The organism is Kribbella sp. NBC_01484 (genome assembly GCF_036227145.1).
Classification (GTDB): domain Bacteria; phylum Actinomycetota; class Actinomycetes; order Propionibacteriales; family Kribbellaceae; genus Kribbella.
This window is the reverse complement of sequence record NZ_CP109437.1, coordinates 5,765,743-5,780,082: the sequence shown is the minus strand read 5'-3', so window position 1 is coordinate 5,780,082 and position 14,340 is coordinate 5,765,743. Positions and strand designations below refer to the sequence as shown.

Below are 14,340 nucleotides of genomic sequence, written 5' to 3'. Positions count from 1 at the left end.
CCCTGGGTCGGTGGTGGCAGGGGCGTGCGCGGATGTCAGGGAATCGACACGCACGCCCCTGCGGTTCAGGAGGTCAGTCGTCCAGCCACTCGGCGCCGGACGTGTCGCGGTGGTAACCCCCGTGGTGGCCGAGTACGCACGGCCGCCCGGTTTCCGGCTGCACACCGTCACACGGCTCGGTCCGTGACGCGCGCTGAGCGCCGGCCAACGGCGGTCGTCGTTCCCCGTCGCGCTGGCGGAGGTTCTCCCCGTCTCGGTGCTCATGCGAGAAAGCTTGGCCTAGTCCGGTGTCCAGGATCGAGGACTCCCTTGTATCCCGACGGTTCGGGATGCAGGGATACAGCGGCATAGCTGACACTGGGCGGGTGAGCTTCGGACGGCGGCTACAGGAGTACCGGGACCACCGGGGATGGTCCCTGGCCGACCTTGGCCGAGCCACGCACTACAGCCGGTCGTACCTGAGCAACATCGAGAACGGCCGCAAGGCCCCGACCGACGACCTGGCCCGGCTGTGCGACGAGGCGCTGAGGGCGAAAGGCGAGCTGATCGCATCCGCCCGGGAGGATGTCGCGGCGAAACTGGACCGTACGCCGTGGCAGACGGCCGAACTCGTCCAGCGGATGCAGTCGAGCGACACAACCTCGCAGACACTTGAGACACTGCACTCGACCATTGAGGAACTGTGCTGTCAGTACAACTACCGCGACGCCCTGGACCTGCGGCGGGAGGCGCACGAGTGGCTCCAGCACGTCGGCGGACTGTTGCGGCGCCCGGTCGGTCTGAAGGCCCATCAGGACCTGCTGGTGGCGGGTGGATGGCTTGCCCTGCTCGCCGGGTGTTTGGAGTACGACCTGGGCATGCGGTCGGCTGCTGAGGCCACCCGTACGGCGGCACTGCAACTCGGCCTGGAGGCAGGCCACCCCGAGATCGCCGGGTGGGGCCACGAGATGACGGCCTGGTTCGCCCTCACCCAAGGCCGGTTCCGGCAGGCCGTAGAGGCAGCCCAACGCGGTCAGGCGGTCGCGCAGTCGTCCAGCGTCCACGTCCAACTGATCGCACAGGAAGCCAAGGCGAAAGCCCGGCTCGGTGGATCCAACCTGAGCACAGTGCTTGCGTCAGGCAAGGAGATGCTCGACCGCCTGCCGTACCCGGACCGACCGGAAAACCACTTCAAGATCGACCCCGCGAAGTGGGACTACTACGCGATGGACGTACACCGGATCGCCGGTGACGACGATCTGGCCACGCAGTACGCGACGACCGTGATCAACGACAACGTGACGCCGGACGGCGCCGAGCTGAGCCCAATGCGGATAGCCGAGTGCCGGATTACGCTCGGCATCGTCGCGGGCCGTGAAGGCGACCTGGAACAGGCTGTGGAACTCGGCAAGACCGGACTCAGGCACGGCCGCCAGAGCAGGATCCACCTCCTGATGATCGCCGGAGAACTCGACCGGGAACTCAGGGACCGCTTCCCCGACGAAGGACTCGTGTCCGAGTTTGAAGAGACGCTGCACGGAGTCTGAGCGGGTGTGCAGCGCAACTTTCTGATCCTTGGCCCTTGGCGTCGCACTCGTTCATCGCTCGACAATTGCTGCACATGCGCGGGGACCTGATGCATTCACACTGGATCATCGGTGACGTGCCATCGCCCGACGACCTTGTCCGCACGGGTCAACTCACGCCCAAGCAAGCCCAAGAGATTGACCCCCACGACTTCGTGAAACGTGTACTCATACCGGCTGCGCGGGACTGATCCGCGGTCAGACAGCCGTATGAGGCCAACCTCACCCAATGGCTGCCAACGGATAGTGCCCTGCCGTTCGCGATCAACAACAGCAAACCGCGCGCCAGCAGTTCGAGCTGTACTACGACGTGTGAGTCTGCTCGCCTCGGTCGTCAGGCGGGGTACACATCCGGGAAACCGAACAGCTGCACGAGCGCAGGCTGGTGGTGGAACGCGACCACCCGTGAGACGCCGGTGGCGGTGGTGGCCAGCACGACGGCACCGTTCGCCCGGAGCACGCCGTCCGGGGCCCGGTGGTACACGACGGCCGCGGGTTGGCCGTTGGCGGTGGTCGCGAGCATCCGCCAGTCGCCCGGGGTGCCCAGCACGTAGGCGTCGAGCACGTGGATGCACATCGCCCGGTCTGCCTGCCAGTCGCGGAATGGCGTCGCCTCCAGCGTGGCGTCCGTTCGCAACACCTTCTCCAGCAGGGCAGCGTCGGACCGCTCGAAGGCGGCGATGTACCCGTCCAGCAGCGCGCGTGCCCGCTGATCGGTCGGTTCGAGCAGCTCCGCGGGCTCCGTCTCCAGTTCGTTCAGCCGGGCGCGGGCGCGCTGCAGGCCGCTCTTCACCGCGGCAGTGGTGGTGTCGAGGACTTCCGCGGTCTCGGCCGCGGAGAAGGCCAGCACCTCGCGCAGGATGAGGATCGCGCGCTGACGGGCGGGCAGGTGCTGCAGGCTCGCGATGAGCGCCAGCCGCAGCGACTCCCGCGCGACCACCACCGCGGCCGGATCATCCAGGGGTGGGGCGATCCACGCGTCGGGGAACGGCTCCAGCCATGAGACCTCGCCCGGCGCATCAGGACTCGGCACACGGTCGGGGTCGTCGCACGGGCCGGCCAGTCCCGACGGCAGGACTCGGATACGGCGCGGCTCCAACGCCGTCAGGCAGACGTTGGTGGCGATCTTGTACAGCCAGGATCGGATCGACGCACGGCGCTCGAATCCGGCGTACGACCGCCACGCCCGCAGATAGGTCTCCTGCACCAGGTCCTCGGCGTCGTACGCCGAACCCACCATGCGGTAGCAATGCGCCAACAGCTCCCGCCGAAACCGCTCCGTCTCGGCCGAGAACCGATCCTGATCCGGTGTCGCCCGCAACCGCGCCGTCATGCGGCGAGCTTAGGCCGACGATCCGCGAGCCCCTCGATAGCCCGACTCACGGCAGCAAGGCCAGCTTGCCGATGGTAGCCCTGGCTTCCAGTTCCGCGAGCACTTTCGGGCCGTCGACCAAGTCGTACGTGGTGGGCCGACCGCGGGTGAGCACGCCGGCAGCGATCAGCGCAGACAACTCGGCCATGAGCTCACCGAAGACCTGCGGTGCGGCCTGGATGAGTACGCCGATGTTGAGGCCGATGATGTGGATCTGGTGCCTGTACACCAGTTCCCAGTTGGTGATCGTGGCTTCGCCGCCTGCTAGGCCGTAGACGACGACCCGCCCGGTCACCCGTTTGGCCGCGGCCAGGCTGGCCTCGAAGGTGGTGCCGCCTGCCGACTCCAGCACCAGATCGGCACCGGCGCCGCTGGTCAGCCGCAGTACCTCGGCGACCAGGTCGCCGCCGACCGAGTCGAGCACGTGGTCAGCGCCGAGCGCGAGCACTGTCTCGTGCTTGCCCGCAGAGGCGGTGGCGATGACCGTGGCGCCATAGTGCTTGGCCATTCTCACCGCGGCCTGACCGGTCGCGCCCGCCGCGGCGTGGATCAGCACGATCTGCCCGGCGGCGATGCCGCCCAGAGGCTTGAGTGCGGCCAGCGCGGTGGGCCAGTTCACGACCAGGCCCAGCGTCTCCGGCTCCGTCCAGCCCGCGGGCACCGGCACCGCCGCGGCCGCAGGCAACACCATGTACTCGGCGAAAGCACCGTTCCCGACGCCGACGACGCGAGTCCCCGGGCGCGGGCCGGTCACCTCCTTGCCGACCGCGACGACCTCGCCGGCTGCCTCGAAACCGGCCAGGTACGGCGGCCTGGGGCCATCCAGGAACGTGCCGTGAGCCTTCGAGATGTCGGCGAAGTTGATCCCGGCGGCAGCGACCCGGATCAGAACCTCCGCGCGGCCTGGGACGGGCACCGGCGCGTCGGTGATGAGACGCAGGTCCTGCGGACCATTGAGGGACGTCTGCTGCAGGGCGCGCATGGTGGCGGGGATGCTCATGGCGATCACCGTTCCTTCCTCGGCATGATCGAGACCGGCCCGTTCAGGGGGTCGGCCCTTCTACCAGGTAGACCCCCGCCACCGCGCAAAGGAATCGGCTGCCGCGGGGAAGCCGCGCGTTCGACCGAGCTGTTACCGAGTAAGGATCGTGCTCACCTCGGCGAGTTGGCCGGAGGTCAGCGGGCCGTGCGCCAAGGCGCCGGCGTTCTCCTCGACCTGGGCGACGGTCTTGAAGCCGGGGATCGGGATGAAGGCTTCGCTGCGGGCCCAGAGCCAGGCGAGGGCGCCCTGGGCCAGGGTGCGGCCGTCGGACGTCAGTACGTCGCGGACGGCGTCGAGGCGACGGAGTGACTCGGCCTGGTCGCCGGTGCGGAAGTTCCAGCCGTGCCGTACGTCGTCCGCCGGCAGACTGCTGTCCTGGTCGAACTTCCCGGTCAGCAACCCCATCCCGAGCGGACCGCGGACGATGCTCGCGAGTCCGTTTCGTTCACAGAGCTCCAGCACCTCGTCGTTGCCGCCGAACACGTTGAAGTGCTGCTGGATCGCCTTGCAGTGCTCACTCTTCGCGAACACCGCCGCCCGCTCCGGGCTGTCCGTGCTCCACCCGATCGCCCGGACCTTGCCTGCGGCAACGAGTTCCTCGAACACCGCGAGTACGTCGTCCGCCTGCGCCAGGTCGTAGCCGCCCAGGTGGAACTGGTACAGGTCGATGTGATCCGTCCCGAGCCGCCGCAGCGATTCGTCGCAGGCCCACCGGATGTAGTCGGGGTCGCCGTTCTCCCCCGGCGCCTCCCGGGTCTCCTCGACGTACGTGTAACCCGCCTTGGAGGCGATCACGATCTCGTCCCGGACGTCACCGAGTGCGGCCGCGATCAGCTTCTCGCTGTGCCCGCAGCCGTAGACGTCGGCGGTGTCGAAGAACGTGACCCCGAGGTCGTACGCGCGCCGCAGCGCCCGCTTCGACTCCGTGTCGTCGATCACCCCCCAGCCGACCGGACTCCCCTGCCGCGCGTGCGGGCCGCCGATCGCCCAGCACCCCATCCCGAGCGCGCTGACCACCGGTCCACCGTCGCCGAGCGAACGTTGTGCTGCCTTCGTCATCCGGTCCTCCGAACCGTAGCGGGAACGTTTCCAGCATCCTCATCACGTTCCCCTGTGTCCGTCCAACACGGAAACAAACTGACCTTCACAACTCGCAGTACTGAGTCAGACGCCGGGCTGGGCCTGCACGCGGCCAGTGGTGACGGCGTCGGCGAGTGACCAGACCGCGAGACGATCGAAAGTCGACTAATCAGGTAAACATAAACTGCTTTGCATGACCTTTCTCTGGTACATCCCGAACCAGGTCGCTCCCGGCCATCGCGGGGACGACACCGTCCAGGGACACAACAGCCTCGAGCGGTTGACCGAGCTGGCCCGGCTCGCCGAGGATCACGGCTGGGCCGGTGCGCTCCTCGGCACCGGGTGGGGCCGGCCGGACACGTTCACGGTCGCCACCGCGTTGGCCGCGCGTACGACGACCTTCCAGCCGCTGGTCGCGATCCGGCCGGGCTACTGGCAGCCCGCGCACTTCGCGTCGGCGGCAGGGACGCTCGACCAACTGAGCGGCGGGCGACTGCTGATCAACATCGTGTCCGGTCAGGACAACCTGGCCGCGTACGGCGACTCCGAGGGCGACCAGGCACAGCGGTACGCGCGGACCCGTGAGTTCCTGCAGTTGGTACGGCGCTTGTGGACCGAGGAGGACGTCACGTTCACCGGCGACCACTTCTCGGTCACCGGGTCCACGGTCGCGACGCGTCCCGTCGTACGCGAAGGCAGGCCGCATCCGCGGCTGTACTTCGGCGGTGCGTCGGAGGCAGCGCAGCGGGTCGCTGCGACGGACGCCGACGTGCAGCTGTTCTGGGGCGAACCGCTGGACGGGATCGCCGAGCGCATCAGCCGGCTGCGGGCGCTGGAGTCCGAGCTCGGTCGCGAGCACCCACCGCTCGAGTTCGGGCTGCGGATCACGACGCTCGTCCGCGACACGACCGAGGAGGCCTGGGCGGACGCGGAGGCCAAGGTGGCGAAGATGGCCGAGGCCGAGGGCTCTCGCGATCGCCGGTGGTTCAAGGCGGTCGGCCAGCAGCGGCTACTCGAACTCGCCGAGCGCGGCGAGGTCCTCGACGACAACCTCTACACCGCTCCCGGCAAGTACGGCGGAGGCGGCGCCGGTACGACATGGCTCGTCGGGTCGGCCGACGACGTCGCCAAGTCCCTCCGCAAGTACCAGGACCTCGGACTCACCCACTTCATCCTGTCCGACACGCCATACCGCGAGGAGACCGCCCGCGTCGGCGACCAACTCCCACCACTGCTGAAGAACGCTTAGGCGTACTCGGTCAGCAGGGTTGGCGGACGACAGCTCGGGGGCCGACCTGCCCGAGGTCAGGTGTACCGGTGGTGGGGCCTGGCAGGGCAAGGAGCCGTGGCCTTGGACAGGAACCGGTGGGCAGACACACGTTATTTCCTGTCCAAGGCCCCCAAGGAGGTGCCCCGCCCCCCAGAGGAGTCGGCCAACTGTGCGCCGGCCAACTCTCGACCCGCGCCACAGAACCCAGAGCTCGCCGCTTTCCGGAACATCCCGGTCGCGTGGCGCCCTTTTGTTTCCGGAGATCACCTGCGACGCCCGCCCCTGACAACCAGGACGGGCGCCTCACCCTGCCACGCGACAGGAAGTCAGCTGTAGGCGGCGCTGACGTGGTAGACGCGGCCGCCCCAGCCGTCGGTCGGGAAGGAGTCGGAGACTCGGACATAGGCGGCCTTGTCGGGGCCGAGGTAGGGAGTCAGGTCGATGGTCTGGTCCGCCTTGTTCTCGCCGTCGTGGAGCTGGCGGGTCTCGGTCAGGACTGTGGTCCAGTTCTGACCGTCACCGCTGACCTGAACGACGTACTCGTTGTCGATCGTCAGCACCGCGTGCGCCGCGGTGGTGTCGGCCGGGAACGGGAAGCGGTAGACGAAGTAGGAGTTGCCGTCGGCGAACCGGTTCTGTACGCCGTTGCTCTGTGAGCCGTCGGCGTCCCACAACCAAGGCGTCTCGGCCGCCGTACCGGTGTCGAAGTCGACGGTGCGCGCAACCAGGATGTCGGCCTGCGCACTGAACGCCAGCCGGTCACCGGATGTCGCCGTCGCGGTCACCGCGTAGTGCCCGTCGGTCGTGCCCGCGGGAATCGTCACGTCCAGCTGGACACTCGATCGAGCGGGCACGGCGTTCCCGCGCGGAAAGAGCGTGGTCGTCGCACGCGCCGGCGTCACGGCCCACCCCGCGGGCACTGCCGCCTGCACCTCGACCTTGAGCGCACCAGCCGGCGCAGTGGCCTGTAGATCGACCTTGAGCTTGACATGGGTCGGGCCACCGCTAGCCGGCATCACCACCGGCTGGGCCGGACTCAGCGTCGCGGACAGCGATTGATCAGGAGTCTGCTTCGGTACTGCGGCGATCAGTGCACTCAGCGCACTGGCCTGCGTGCGCCAGTCGAAGGCGTTCGGGTGATCGGCATTGGTCAGACCCGACCAGCGCTCCCCCAATCGGTTGGACGCGTCGCGGTCGTGGTCCCACACGCTGCTGGCTTGCTGCTGGACGAAGGCGACGTACCGCGAGTCGTGGGTGGTGTCGGCGAGATCCATCCAGTACCGCTGGAAGATGCCCTTGAACTGCTTGCCGTTGTCATCGCACTGCCGGTCCGGAGCATCGCAGTACTCGTTCAGTACGCCGTCCGACACCAGTCCGCCGGATGCGATCGACGCGTCCGCCAGCCGCCGTACGGTGGTCAGCAAGCCTGGGTCCCGGGTCGCCCGCCACAGCTCCAGGCCGGCGCCGATCGCCAGCCCTTGGTTGTAGCTCCACACCGTGCCGCCGTTGTTCTCGCAGCTGCTGTTCAGACCGTCGTTGACCAGACCGTCGGAGTTGATCATGCCGCTGCTATTGAGCCAGTTCCAGCCATCCTGCGCCCGGCCGAGCCAGCGGTGGTCGCCAGGCAGCCGATTGTGGAGCTCGGCCGTGAGCCGGATCCAGAGTCCATTGGTGACGGCGTTCTTGTACGTCCGCTCCCCGTCCCACCAGACGCCGCCACCGCACGTGCTGGGATCCCAGTACCCCTCGACGTATTCGGCGATCGTGACCGCCATGTCGAGGTACTTGCGATTCTTGGTGAGGTCGTAGGCCTGCACCCAGGTCAGACCCCACCACTCGGAATCGTCGATCGCGCGACTGGTGAAGTTGCCGAGCAGCGGATCGCCCGAGAGATATCCGGCCGGGAACGGTCCCTTGTCCTTCTCGAACGTGTTGTCCAGCTGGGACAGATAGCGCCGGTCGCCGGTGCGCTGCATGTAGTCGCCGATCGTCTGCAGCGCGACCGCCGAGTTCCACCAGCTCGACGGGAACCACGCCTTCACCGGCTCGTACGAACTCATCAGCACGTCGGCCGCGACCCGGGCCCGCGCGACGGCGGTCGAGCCCTCGGCGTCCCGGCCCGGATCGGCTCCGGCCGGCTGTGCCGAAGCCAATCCGAGGCCCAGCGCGACGGCTCCGGCCAGGACGGCGCGCAGGGCGCGCGCCGGACGATTCACGACCATGATCGATCTCCTCGAGTACCTCGGGCGGCGAGAGTTGGAAACGTTTCACCGCTTCCCTCGCGGAACTTCATCAAGCCCAGACAACGATGTCAAGACCTCGGCCCGAAGCGATCGCCCGTCCTGCCACCCGGCGGTGGCTAACCCCGGACGTGCAGGCCGAAACCCTTGCGGCCCGGCACTTCCAGGCCCTCCTTCAACTGCAGCGACGGGATCTCGTAGTCACCGAAGTTCTGCCGGCGGAACGCGATCGGCTCGGTCGTCTCCAACGACAGCAGCTTCTCCTTCCACGCCTTCGCGGCGTCCTCGACGTCGCCGTCGGTGAACCTGTCGGTGCCGTACAGCACGAACGGCGGCAGCACCTCCAGGCCCGGGTAGTACAGGATCCCGTGATGGATCGGGAACAGCAGGTCCTCGATCGGGCCGTTGATCCCGCGACCGGTGTAGTGGGACTCCGGGCCCCCGACGGTCACCGACAGGATCGCCCGCCGCCCCTGCAGCGTGCCCTCACCGAAGCGCTCGCCGTACCGGGTCTCGTCGTGCACCCCGACGCCGTACGCGAAATGGTAGGAGAACACCCGATCGACCCAGCCTTTGAGGATCGCCGGCAGCGTGTACCACCACATCGGAAACTGGAAGACCACTGTGTCGGCCCACAGCAACTTCTCCTGCTCGGCCGCCACGTCGGGCGTGAGCGCGCCGGCGTCGTGCGCCCCGGCTGAACTCGGTATCACCCGCAGCGGGCTGGTGGCGTACTCGCCGAAGTCCGCGGCGTCCACCACGGCCTTCCAGTTCATCGCGTACAGGTCGCTCACCCGTACCTCGTGCCCGGCCGCTTCGAGAGTGGAGACGGCGACGTCCTTCAGTGAGCCGTTCAGCGAACGCGGCTCAGGGTGGGCGTAGACGATGAGTGTCTTCATGGTTGTTCCCTTCAACGAGGCGTGTCGCCACAGATGCTCTGCCGTCGGGGGCCGCGTCATCCAGAGGCGCCTCTTCCATCGGCCGGGACTTCCTGGTATCCGCAGGACCACCCTTCACGGCCGTTGGCTGAGCCATACTTGGCGCATGGACGATCTGGCGGGCTTCCTGCGCACCCGGCGCTCCCGGGTCGACCCTTCCGCCGTCGGCATCCCCACCGACAGCCGCCGCCGCGTCGAAGGGCTGCGCCGCGAAGAGGTCGCGCACCTGTCCGGCGTCAGCGTCGACTACTACGTACGGCTGGAGCAGGGCCGCGCCACCCAGCCCTCCGAACAGGTCCTCGACGCACTCGCCCGCGTCCTCGGCCTGGACGAGACAGAACGCGAGCACCTGTACCGGCTGGCGCGGCAGCGCCGCCGCCGCGCGAAGTCGCCCAGCGGGCGCCTGCGACCGGAGTTGCTGCGCGTGCTCGACCTGGTCACGGCCGCACCCGCGCTGATCATGAACCACCGGCTGGATGTTGTCGCCGGCAACCGCCTCGCCGGGCTCCTCTACGGCCGGGAGATGCCGGGCCTGAACACCGCCCGGCACATCTTCCTCGAGGAAGCCGAGCGTGGCCTTTACGCCGACTGGGAGACCTGCACCCTCGACGTGGTCGGGCACCTTCGCCTGGCGGCCGGGCAGTACCCCGACGACCCGGGCCTCGCCTCGCTGATCGGCGAGCTGGCGATGGGCAGCAAGCGCTTCCGCCGACTCTGGGCCCGCGCGGACGTGCGCGCCCGAACACACGGACGCAAGGCGTACCGGCATCCGCTGGTCGGACTGCTGGAGCTGCACCAGGAGAACTTCGCACTGCCGGGCGAGTCAGGTATGGGAGCTGCTGGTGCTGTCCGCGGCTCCCGGGAGCCCCGCCGAGGATGGGCTGCGTCTGCTGGGCGCGCTCAGTGGTGATAGACATCCCACAGTGAAGGTGGCGGATCCACTGACTGTTGGTGCTTGACGTCAGGTGCCGCGTGTGATCGGTTGATTACCGAGCGCCAGCGTGGGGTATGCGGTGCTGTGAGGCATGTGAGGAGCACTGATGGTCGAATATCTGCCCCGGTCCGCGTGGAACGCGCGACCGCCGACCGCCGGGCCGGGCAACCTGACCGTGTCCCGGGTCGAGGGCGCGGTGATCCACTGGCCCGGCACCGGGACGACGAACGTCATCCACACCAAGGCCGCGGTCGCGTCCGCCTTGCGCGGGTGGCAGGACTACCACATGGACACCCGCGGCTGGTCGGACATCGCGTACCAGGTCGCCGTCGACCAGTCCGGCCGGGCCTGGACGCTACGCGGCCTGCGCACCCAGTCGGGAGCCAACGGCAACAACGACGTGAACGAGCGGTACGGCGCGATCCTGCTGGTGCTCGTCACCGGCGAGCAGCCGACCGCGGCGATGAAGGCGACCACCCGCGCGGTGATCGCGGACTTCCGCCGGCTCTATCCCCGCGGCACGGCGATCAGGCCGCACTCCGCGGTCCGCCCCGACCCGACCGACTGCCCCGGTCCAGCAGCCCGGGCGGCGATCGCCCGCGGTGACTTCACCCCAGGCCATGTGGAGGACGATTTGCCGTACACACAAGCTCAGCTCAGGGCCATGATGCAGGCCGAGATCGAGGAGTACATGAAGCGGTTCTGGGCTGCCCCCACCGGCACCGGCACCGCGCTCCGCCAGCAGTTGAACCGCATCGAGGCCGCCGTCACCCGCGCGGCGATCAGCGAGGACGCCGGTCTCGACCAGCCCCTCGTCCCCGATGCACCACCAGCACCCGATCCGGAGCAGCCGGCGGATCAGGAGCCCGCGACGCAATAGGCGGTCCAGCGCCCTGCGGCCCGCAGTATCCGCAGGGCGCTGACGACTGTCGGTGGGACGTGGTTGGGTGCTCGCGTGGATCTCACGAAGTTGTCGGAGCGGTTGGAGAAACTGTCGGTCCGGTACGGCGAGACGCTCGGGTTCGAGCGCGATCCGGACTGGTTCCTGCTGAAGTTCCAGGAGGAAGCCGGCGAGCTGACCCAGGCCTACCTCCAGCACACCGGCCGAGCCCGGGCCAAAGGGCTCACCGCGGACGAGATCCGGGCCGGCTTCCACCAGGAGTTCGCCGACGTCTTCTGCCAACTCCTCCTGTTCGCCCGCCAGCACGACGTCGACCTACCCCACGAGATCACCCAGAAATGGCTGGCCCGCGAGGTCTGAGTCGCCGCGACCGGCGCGGGCCTTGACGGACCGACGGACGGGGCTCCGGCTGTCGCCGGAGCCCCGTTGCAGTGCGCCGTACGTCAGTTCTTCGCCGAGGGTTCGAGCTCCCGGGCGTCGACGGTCTCCACGTCCGGGGTCGACTTCCGGTCCTGATGGCCTGGCCACCAGGCGGCGTGGCCGATCAGTGCGGTCAGACTCGGGGTGAAGAACATCGCCATCACGAACGCGGCGACGACGATGCCGAAGGAGACGGCGAATCCCATCTCGGTCAGCAGCGAGTTGCCTGCCAACATCAAGGTGGCGAAGGTGGCCGCCAGGATGAACCCGGCCGCGGCCACGGTCGGACCGGCGTGCCGCACCGCCCTGCTGGCGGCCTCGCGCGGATCGCGGCCCTCCCGCGCCTCCTCACGCAGCCGGGAGATCATCAGGATGTTGTAGTCCGTGCCGATGGCGACCACGAACAGGTACATGATCACCGGGAGCATGAACATCAGCCCCGAGTGTCCCTGACCCTTCTGGAAGATGAGCACCGTCGCACCGAGCGTGGCGCCGAAGCCCAGCCCGACCGAGGCCATCAGGTACCAGGGCGCCACCACGCTGCGCAGCAGCAGGCCGAGGATGATCATGATCAGCAGCGCGGCGAGTGGGAACACCGTGCGGTAGTCGTGGTTCACCGCGGCGTTGATGTCCTTGTAGATCGACGACATGCCGCCGACGAGCGCCTTCGTGCCGGGCGGTGCGTCGGCGTGTGCGACGTCGCGGACGTCGCCGACCGCGCTGATCGCCTGGTCGGTGGCCGACCCGTACTTCAGCGTGACCGTGACGTTGGCGGTCCGGCCGTCCTTGCTGATCGCGGCGGGCTGGACGTCGGCGACACCCTGGACCGCGCTGAGCTTGCGCTCGTACGCGGGCAGCGCAGCCGTGTCGAGCCGGCCGTCGCCGGTCGAGGTGACCAGGACCGAGGTCGGTTCGGCGGCGCCGGCCGAATAGGCGTTCTGCATCTCGGTCTGGACGACCATCGACTCCTGGGTCTTCGGCATCGACCCGGACGCCAGGTCGAACGTCGCCTTGAAACCGAGCGTGCCCAGCGCCAGCGCGATCATCACCACGCCCGAGACGACCGCGAACAGGGCCGGGCGCCGCTGGACACCGCGGCCGAGTGCCGCGAACCGCGCGTTCGAGGGCTCCTTGAGCCACGCCTTCGACGGCCAGAACAGGGCGCGCGGCGGGATCAGCGAGCAGATCGCCGGGAACAGCGTCAGCGCGGCCAGCAGCGTCACCGCGACGGTGATGGCGAGCGCCGGGCCCATCTGCTTGAGGAAGCCGAGCGTCGACAGGAGGAGCGCGAGGAAGGAGATCATCACCGCACCGGCCGCCGAGGCGATCGCCTCACCGACCCGGCCAACCGCGTTGACCATCGCCACCTTCGGCTCGTCGCCGGCCCGCAACCGTTCGCGGTAGCGGAACATCAAGAACAGGTAGTAGTCGGTGCCGACCCCCAGCAGTACGACGATCAGCAGCGCCGAGGTCGAACTGTTCGCCTGCAGCCCGAAGAGCTTGCTTGCGTCGGCGATCAGCGCGTTGGCCGTCGAGAACACCAGCGCGATCAAGACGACCAGCGGCAACACCGCGAGGATCGGCGAGCGGAAGATGATCAGCAGCGTGATCAGGATGATCGCGAAGGTGCCGACGAACGTCAGCGCGTTGGCACGGCTGGAAGAGTCCTGCTGGTCGAGCCCCTGCGCCGCCGAACCACCGAGCTTGGCGTCGAGTTGCGTGCCCTTGGTGAGCTCTTTGGCGTCCGAACGCAACGTCTTCGCGGCGTCCAGCTGCGTCGGCTGACCAGCGTTCTTGGTGTCCATCGACACCAGCCCCAGCACATAGCGACCGTCCTTCGACGGCGGCCCGGGAACGACCTGCTGGACCTGGTCGATCTTCTTCGCACCCAACTCGCCGGTGATCCGCGCCGCGTCCTTCAGATCGTCCGGCGTCAGCTTGCCGCCGTCCGAACGCTGGTACAGCACGATCGCGGACGGCGTGAAGGCACTCGGGAACGCACTCTGCTGCAGATCCGCAGCCTGGATCGACTCATAACTCTTAGGCAAGAAGCTGCTCTGGTCGCTGTTGGACGGCAGGCTGGGTGCGGTGGCAACAATGCCGGCCGCGACGAAAATCCACGCAACAATCGTCCAGACGGGGTGACGGACGACAACGCGCCCGATCCGGTGAAACATGTCGATCTGCCTCCGGGCAGTGATGTGTAAAAGGTCAAGCCCACGCTGACCCACCCCCCTGACGCCACCCAGTCACCCCCCTGACACCACCCCTGACACGCCGCCCCGAACCACCCACCCCAGCCCGCCCCACCCACACCAACAGCCGCCCCGCAGCCGATCCCTCGAGCCACTCACCCGTCTTCCCGGACCCCACCCCGGCTACACGCCAAGCCCCACCCGCCGCCAACCACACCAGCCCGCGACACCCGTTCGCGCGCGCCGCCGCGAAGCGCCGCGCCCCCTTCGTCGAGTCGTGGAACAGGGCTGCGGACACCAAGCAGTTCACAACCACAATCCGCGACTCGAGGTTTCGCTGCGCAGCCATACACCACGACTCGATGGGCGGCTGTGGACCAGTG

At 68.3% G+C, this 14,340-nt stretch carries 11 protein-coding genes; 5 read left to right on the top strand and 6 right to left on the bottom strand.

The features are described 5' to 3' along the window. Nucleotides 1-365: 365 nt before the first annotated feature. Entirely contained in the window at nucleotides 366-1,526 is a 1,161-nt protein-coding gene (locus OG555_RS28340) for a helix-turn-helix domain-containing protein (RefSeq protein WP_329475591.1), read from the top strand. Nucleotides 1,527-1,899: 373 nt separating this feature from the next. Here OG555_RS28340 and OG555_RS28335 read toward each other — a convergent pair whose 3' ends face one another. The 3 genes from OG555_RS28335 to OG555_RS28325 form a co-directional block, all read right to left on the bottom strand. Beyond that, on the bottom strand, nucleotides 1,900-2,898 hold the full coding sequence (locus tag OG555_RS28335) for an RNA polymerase subunit sigma-70 (protein WP_329475590.1): 999 nt from the start codon (nucleotides 2,896-2,898) through the stop codon (nucleotides 1,900-1,902). 46 nt (nucleotides 2,899-2,944) lie between these two features. After that, nucleotides 2,945-3,937 carry a zinc-binding dehydrogenase gene (locus tag OG555_RS28330; protein WP_329475589.1) on the bottom strand — a complete coding sequence of 331 codons (993 nt, stop codon included), beginning with the start codon at nucleotides 3,935-3,937 and terminating at the stop codon, nucleotides 2,945-2,947. A gap of 132 nt (nucleotides 3,938-4,069) precedes the next feature. Continuing rightward, the gene (locus tag OG555_RS28325; protein WP_329475588.1) at nucleotides 4,070-5,038 is read right to left on the bottom strand and encodes an aldo/keto reductase; all 969 of its coding nucleotides are present in this window, start codon (nucleotides 5,036-5,038) and stop codon (nucleotides 4,070-4,072) included. Nucleotides 5,039-5,252: 214 nt separating this feature from the next. On the opposite strand from OG555_RS28325, the gene OG555_RS28320 reads away from it, so the two are divergent. After that, nucleotides 5,253-6,308, top strand: a complete 1,056-nt coding sequence (locus OG555_RS28320; RefSeq protein ID WP_329475587.1) for an LLM class flavin-dependent oxidoreductase — start codon at nucleotides 5,253-5,255, stop codon at nucleotides 6,306-6,308. A 347-nt stretch (nucleotides 6,309-6,655) separates the two neighbouring features. Here the strand turns inward: OG555_RS28320 and OG555_RS28315 are convergent, their stop codons facing one another. Both OG555_RS28315 and OG555_RS28310 read right to left on the bottom strand, forming a co-directional pair. After that, on the bottom strand, nucleotides 6,656-8,551 hold the full coding sequence (locus OG555_RS28315; protein WP_329475586.1) for a glycoside hydrolase family 76 protein: 1,896 nt from the start codon (nucleotides 8,549-8,551) through the stop codon (nucleotides 6,656-6,658). Between the two features lie 137 nt (nucleotides 8,552-8,688). Next, nucleotides 8,689-9,468, bottom strand: a complete 780-nt coding sequence (locus tag OG555_RS28310; RefSeq protein WP_329475585.1) for an NAD(P)H-dependent oxidoreductase — start codon at nucleotides 9,466-9,468, stop codon at nucleotides 8,689-8,691. A gap of 145 nt (nucleotides 9,469-9,613) precedes the next feature. Here OG555_RS28310 and OG555_RS28305 point away from each other — a divergent pair, with 145 nt between their 5' ends. From OG555_RS28305 to OG555_RS28295, 3 genes are all read left to right on the top strand, one after another. Beyond that, on the top strand, nucleotides 9,614-10,417 hold the full coding sequence (locus OG555_RS28305) for a helix-turn-helix transcriptional regulator (RefSeq protein WP_329475584.1): 804 nt from the start codon (nucleotides 9,614-9,616) through the stop codon (nucleotides 10,415-10,417). A 130-nt stretch (nucleotides 10,418-10,547) separates the two neighbouring features. Further along, a complete protein-coding gene (locus tag OG555_RS28300; RefSeq protein WP_329475583.1) occupies nucleotides 10,548-11,321 on the top strand; it encodes a peptidoglycan recognition protein family protein in 774 nt (257 codons plus the stop codon). A gap of 75 nt (nucleotides 11,322-11,396) precedes the next feature. Next, on the top strand, nucleotides 11,397-11,702 hold the full coding sequence (locus OG555_RS28295; protein WP_329475582.1) for a pyrophosphatase: 306 nt from the start codon (nucleotides 11,397-11,399) through the stop codon (nucleotides 11,700-11,702). Between the two features lie 83 nt (nucleotides 11,703-11,785). Here the strand turns inward: OG555_RS28295 and OG555_RS28290 are convergent, their stop codons facing one another. Then, the gene (locus OG555_RS28290) at nucleotides 11,786-13,939 is read right to left on the bottom strand and encodes an MMPL family transporter (RefSeq protein ID WP_329475581.1); all 2,154 of its coding nucleotides are present in this window, start codon (nucleotides 13,937-13,939) and stop codon (nucleotides 11,786-11,788) included. Nucleotides 13,940-14,340 lie beyond the last annotated feature (401 nt).

Coding starts and splice junctions, on each gene's coding strand:
- OG555_RS28315 (WP_329475586.1), bottom strand. CDS start 8,551: ATGGTCGTGAATCGTCCGGCGCGCGCCCTGCGCGCCGTCCTGGCCGGA.
- OG555_RS28305 (WP_329475584.1), top strand. CDS start 9,614: ATGGACGATCTGGCGGGCTTCCTGCGCACCCGGCGCTCCCGGGTCGAC.
- OG555_RS28330 (WP_329475589.1), bottom strand. CDS start 3,937: ATGAGCATCCCCGCCACCATGCGCGCCCTGCAGCAGACGTCCCTCAAT.
- OG555_RS28320 (WP_329475587.1), top strand. CDS start 5,253: ATGACCTTTCTCTGGTACATCCCGAACCAGGTCGCTCCCGGCCATCGC.
- OG555_RS28290 (WP_329475581.1), bottom strand. CDS start 13,939: ATGTTTCACCGGATCGGGCGCGTTGTCGTCCGTCACCCCGTCTGGACG.
- OG555_RS28310 (WP_329475585.1), bottom strand. CDS start 9,468: ATGAAGACACTCATCGTCTACGCCCACCCTGAGCCGCGTTCGCTGAAC.
- OG555_RS28335 (WP_329475590.1), bottom strand. CDS start 2,898: ATGACGGCGCGGTTGCGGGCGACACCGGATCAGGATCGGTTCTCGGCC.
- OG555_RS28300 (WP_329475583.1), top strand. CDS start 10,548: ATGGTCGAATATCTGCCCCGGTCCGCGTGGAACGCGCGACCGCCGACC.
- OG555_RS28325 (WP_329475588.1), bottom strand. CDS start 5,038: ATGACGAAGGCAGCACAACGTTCGCTCGGCGACGGTGGACCGGTGGTC.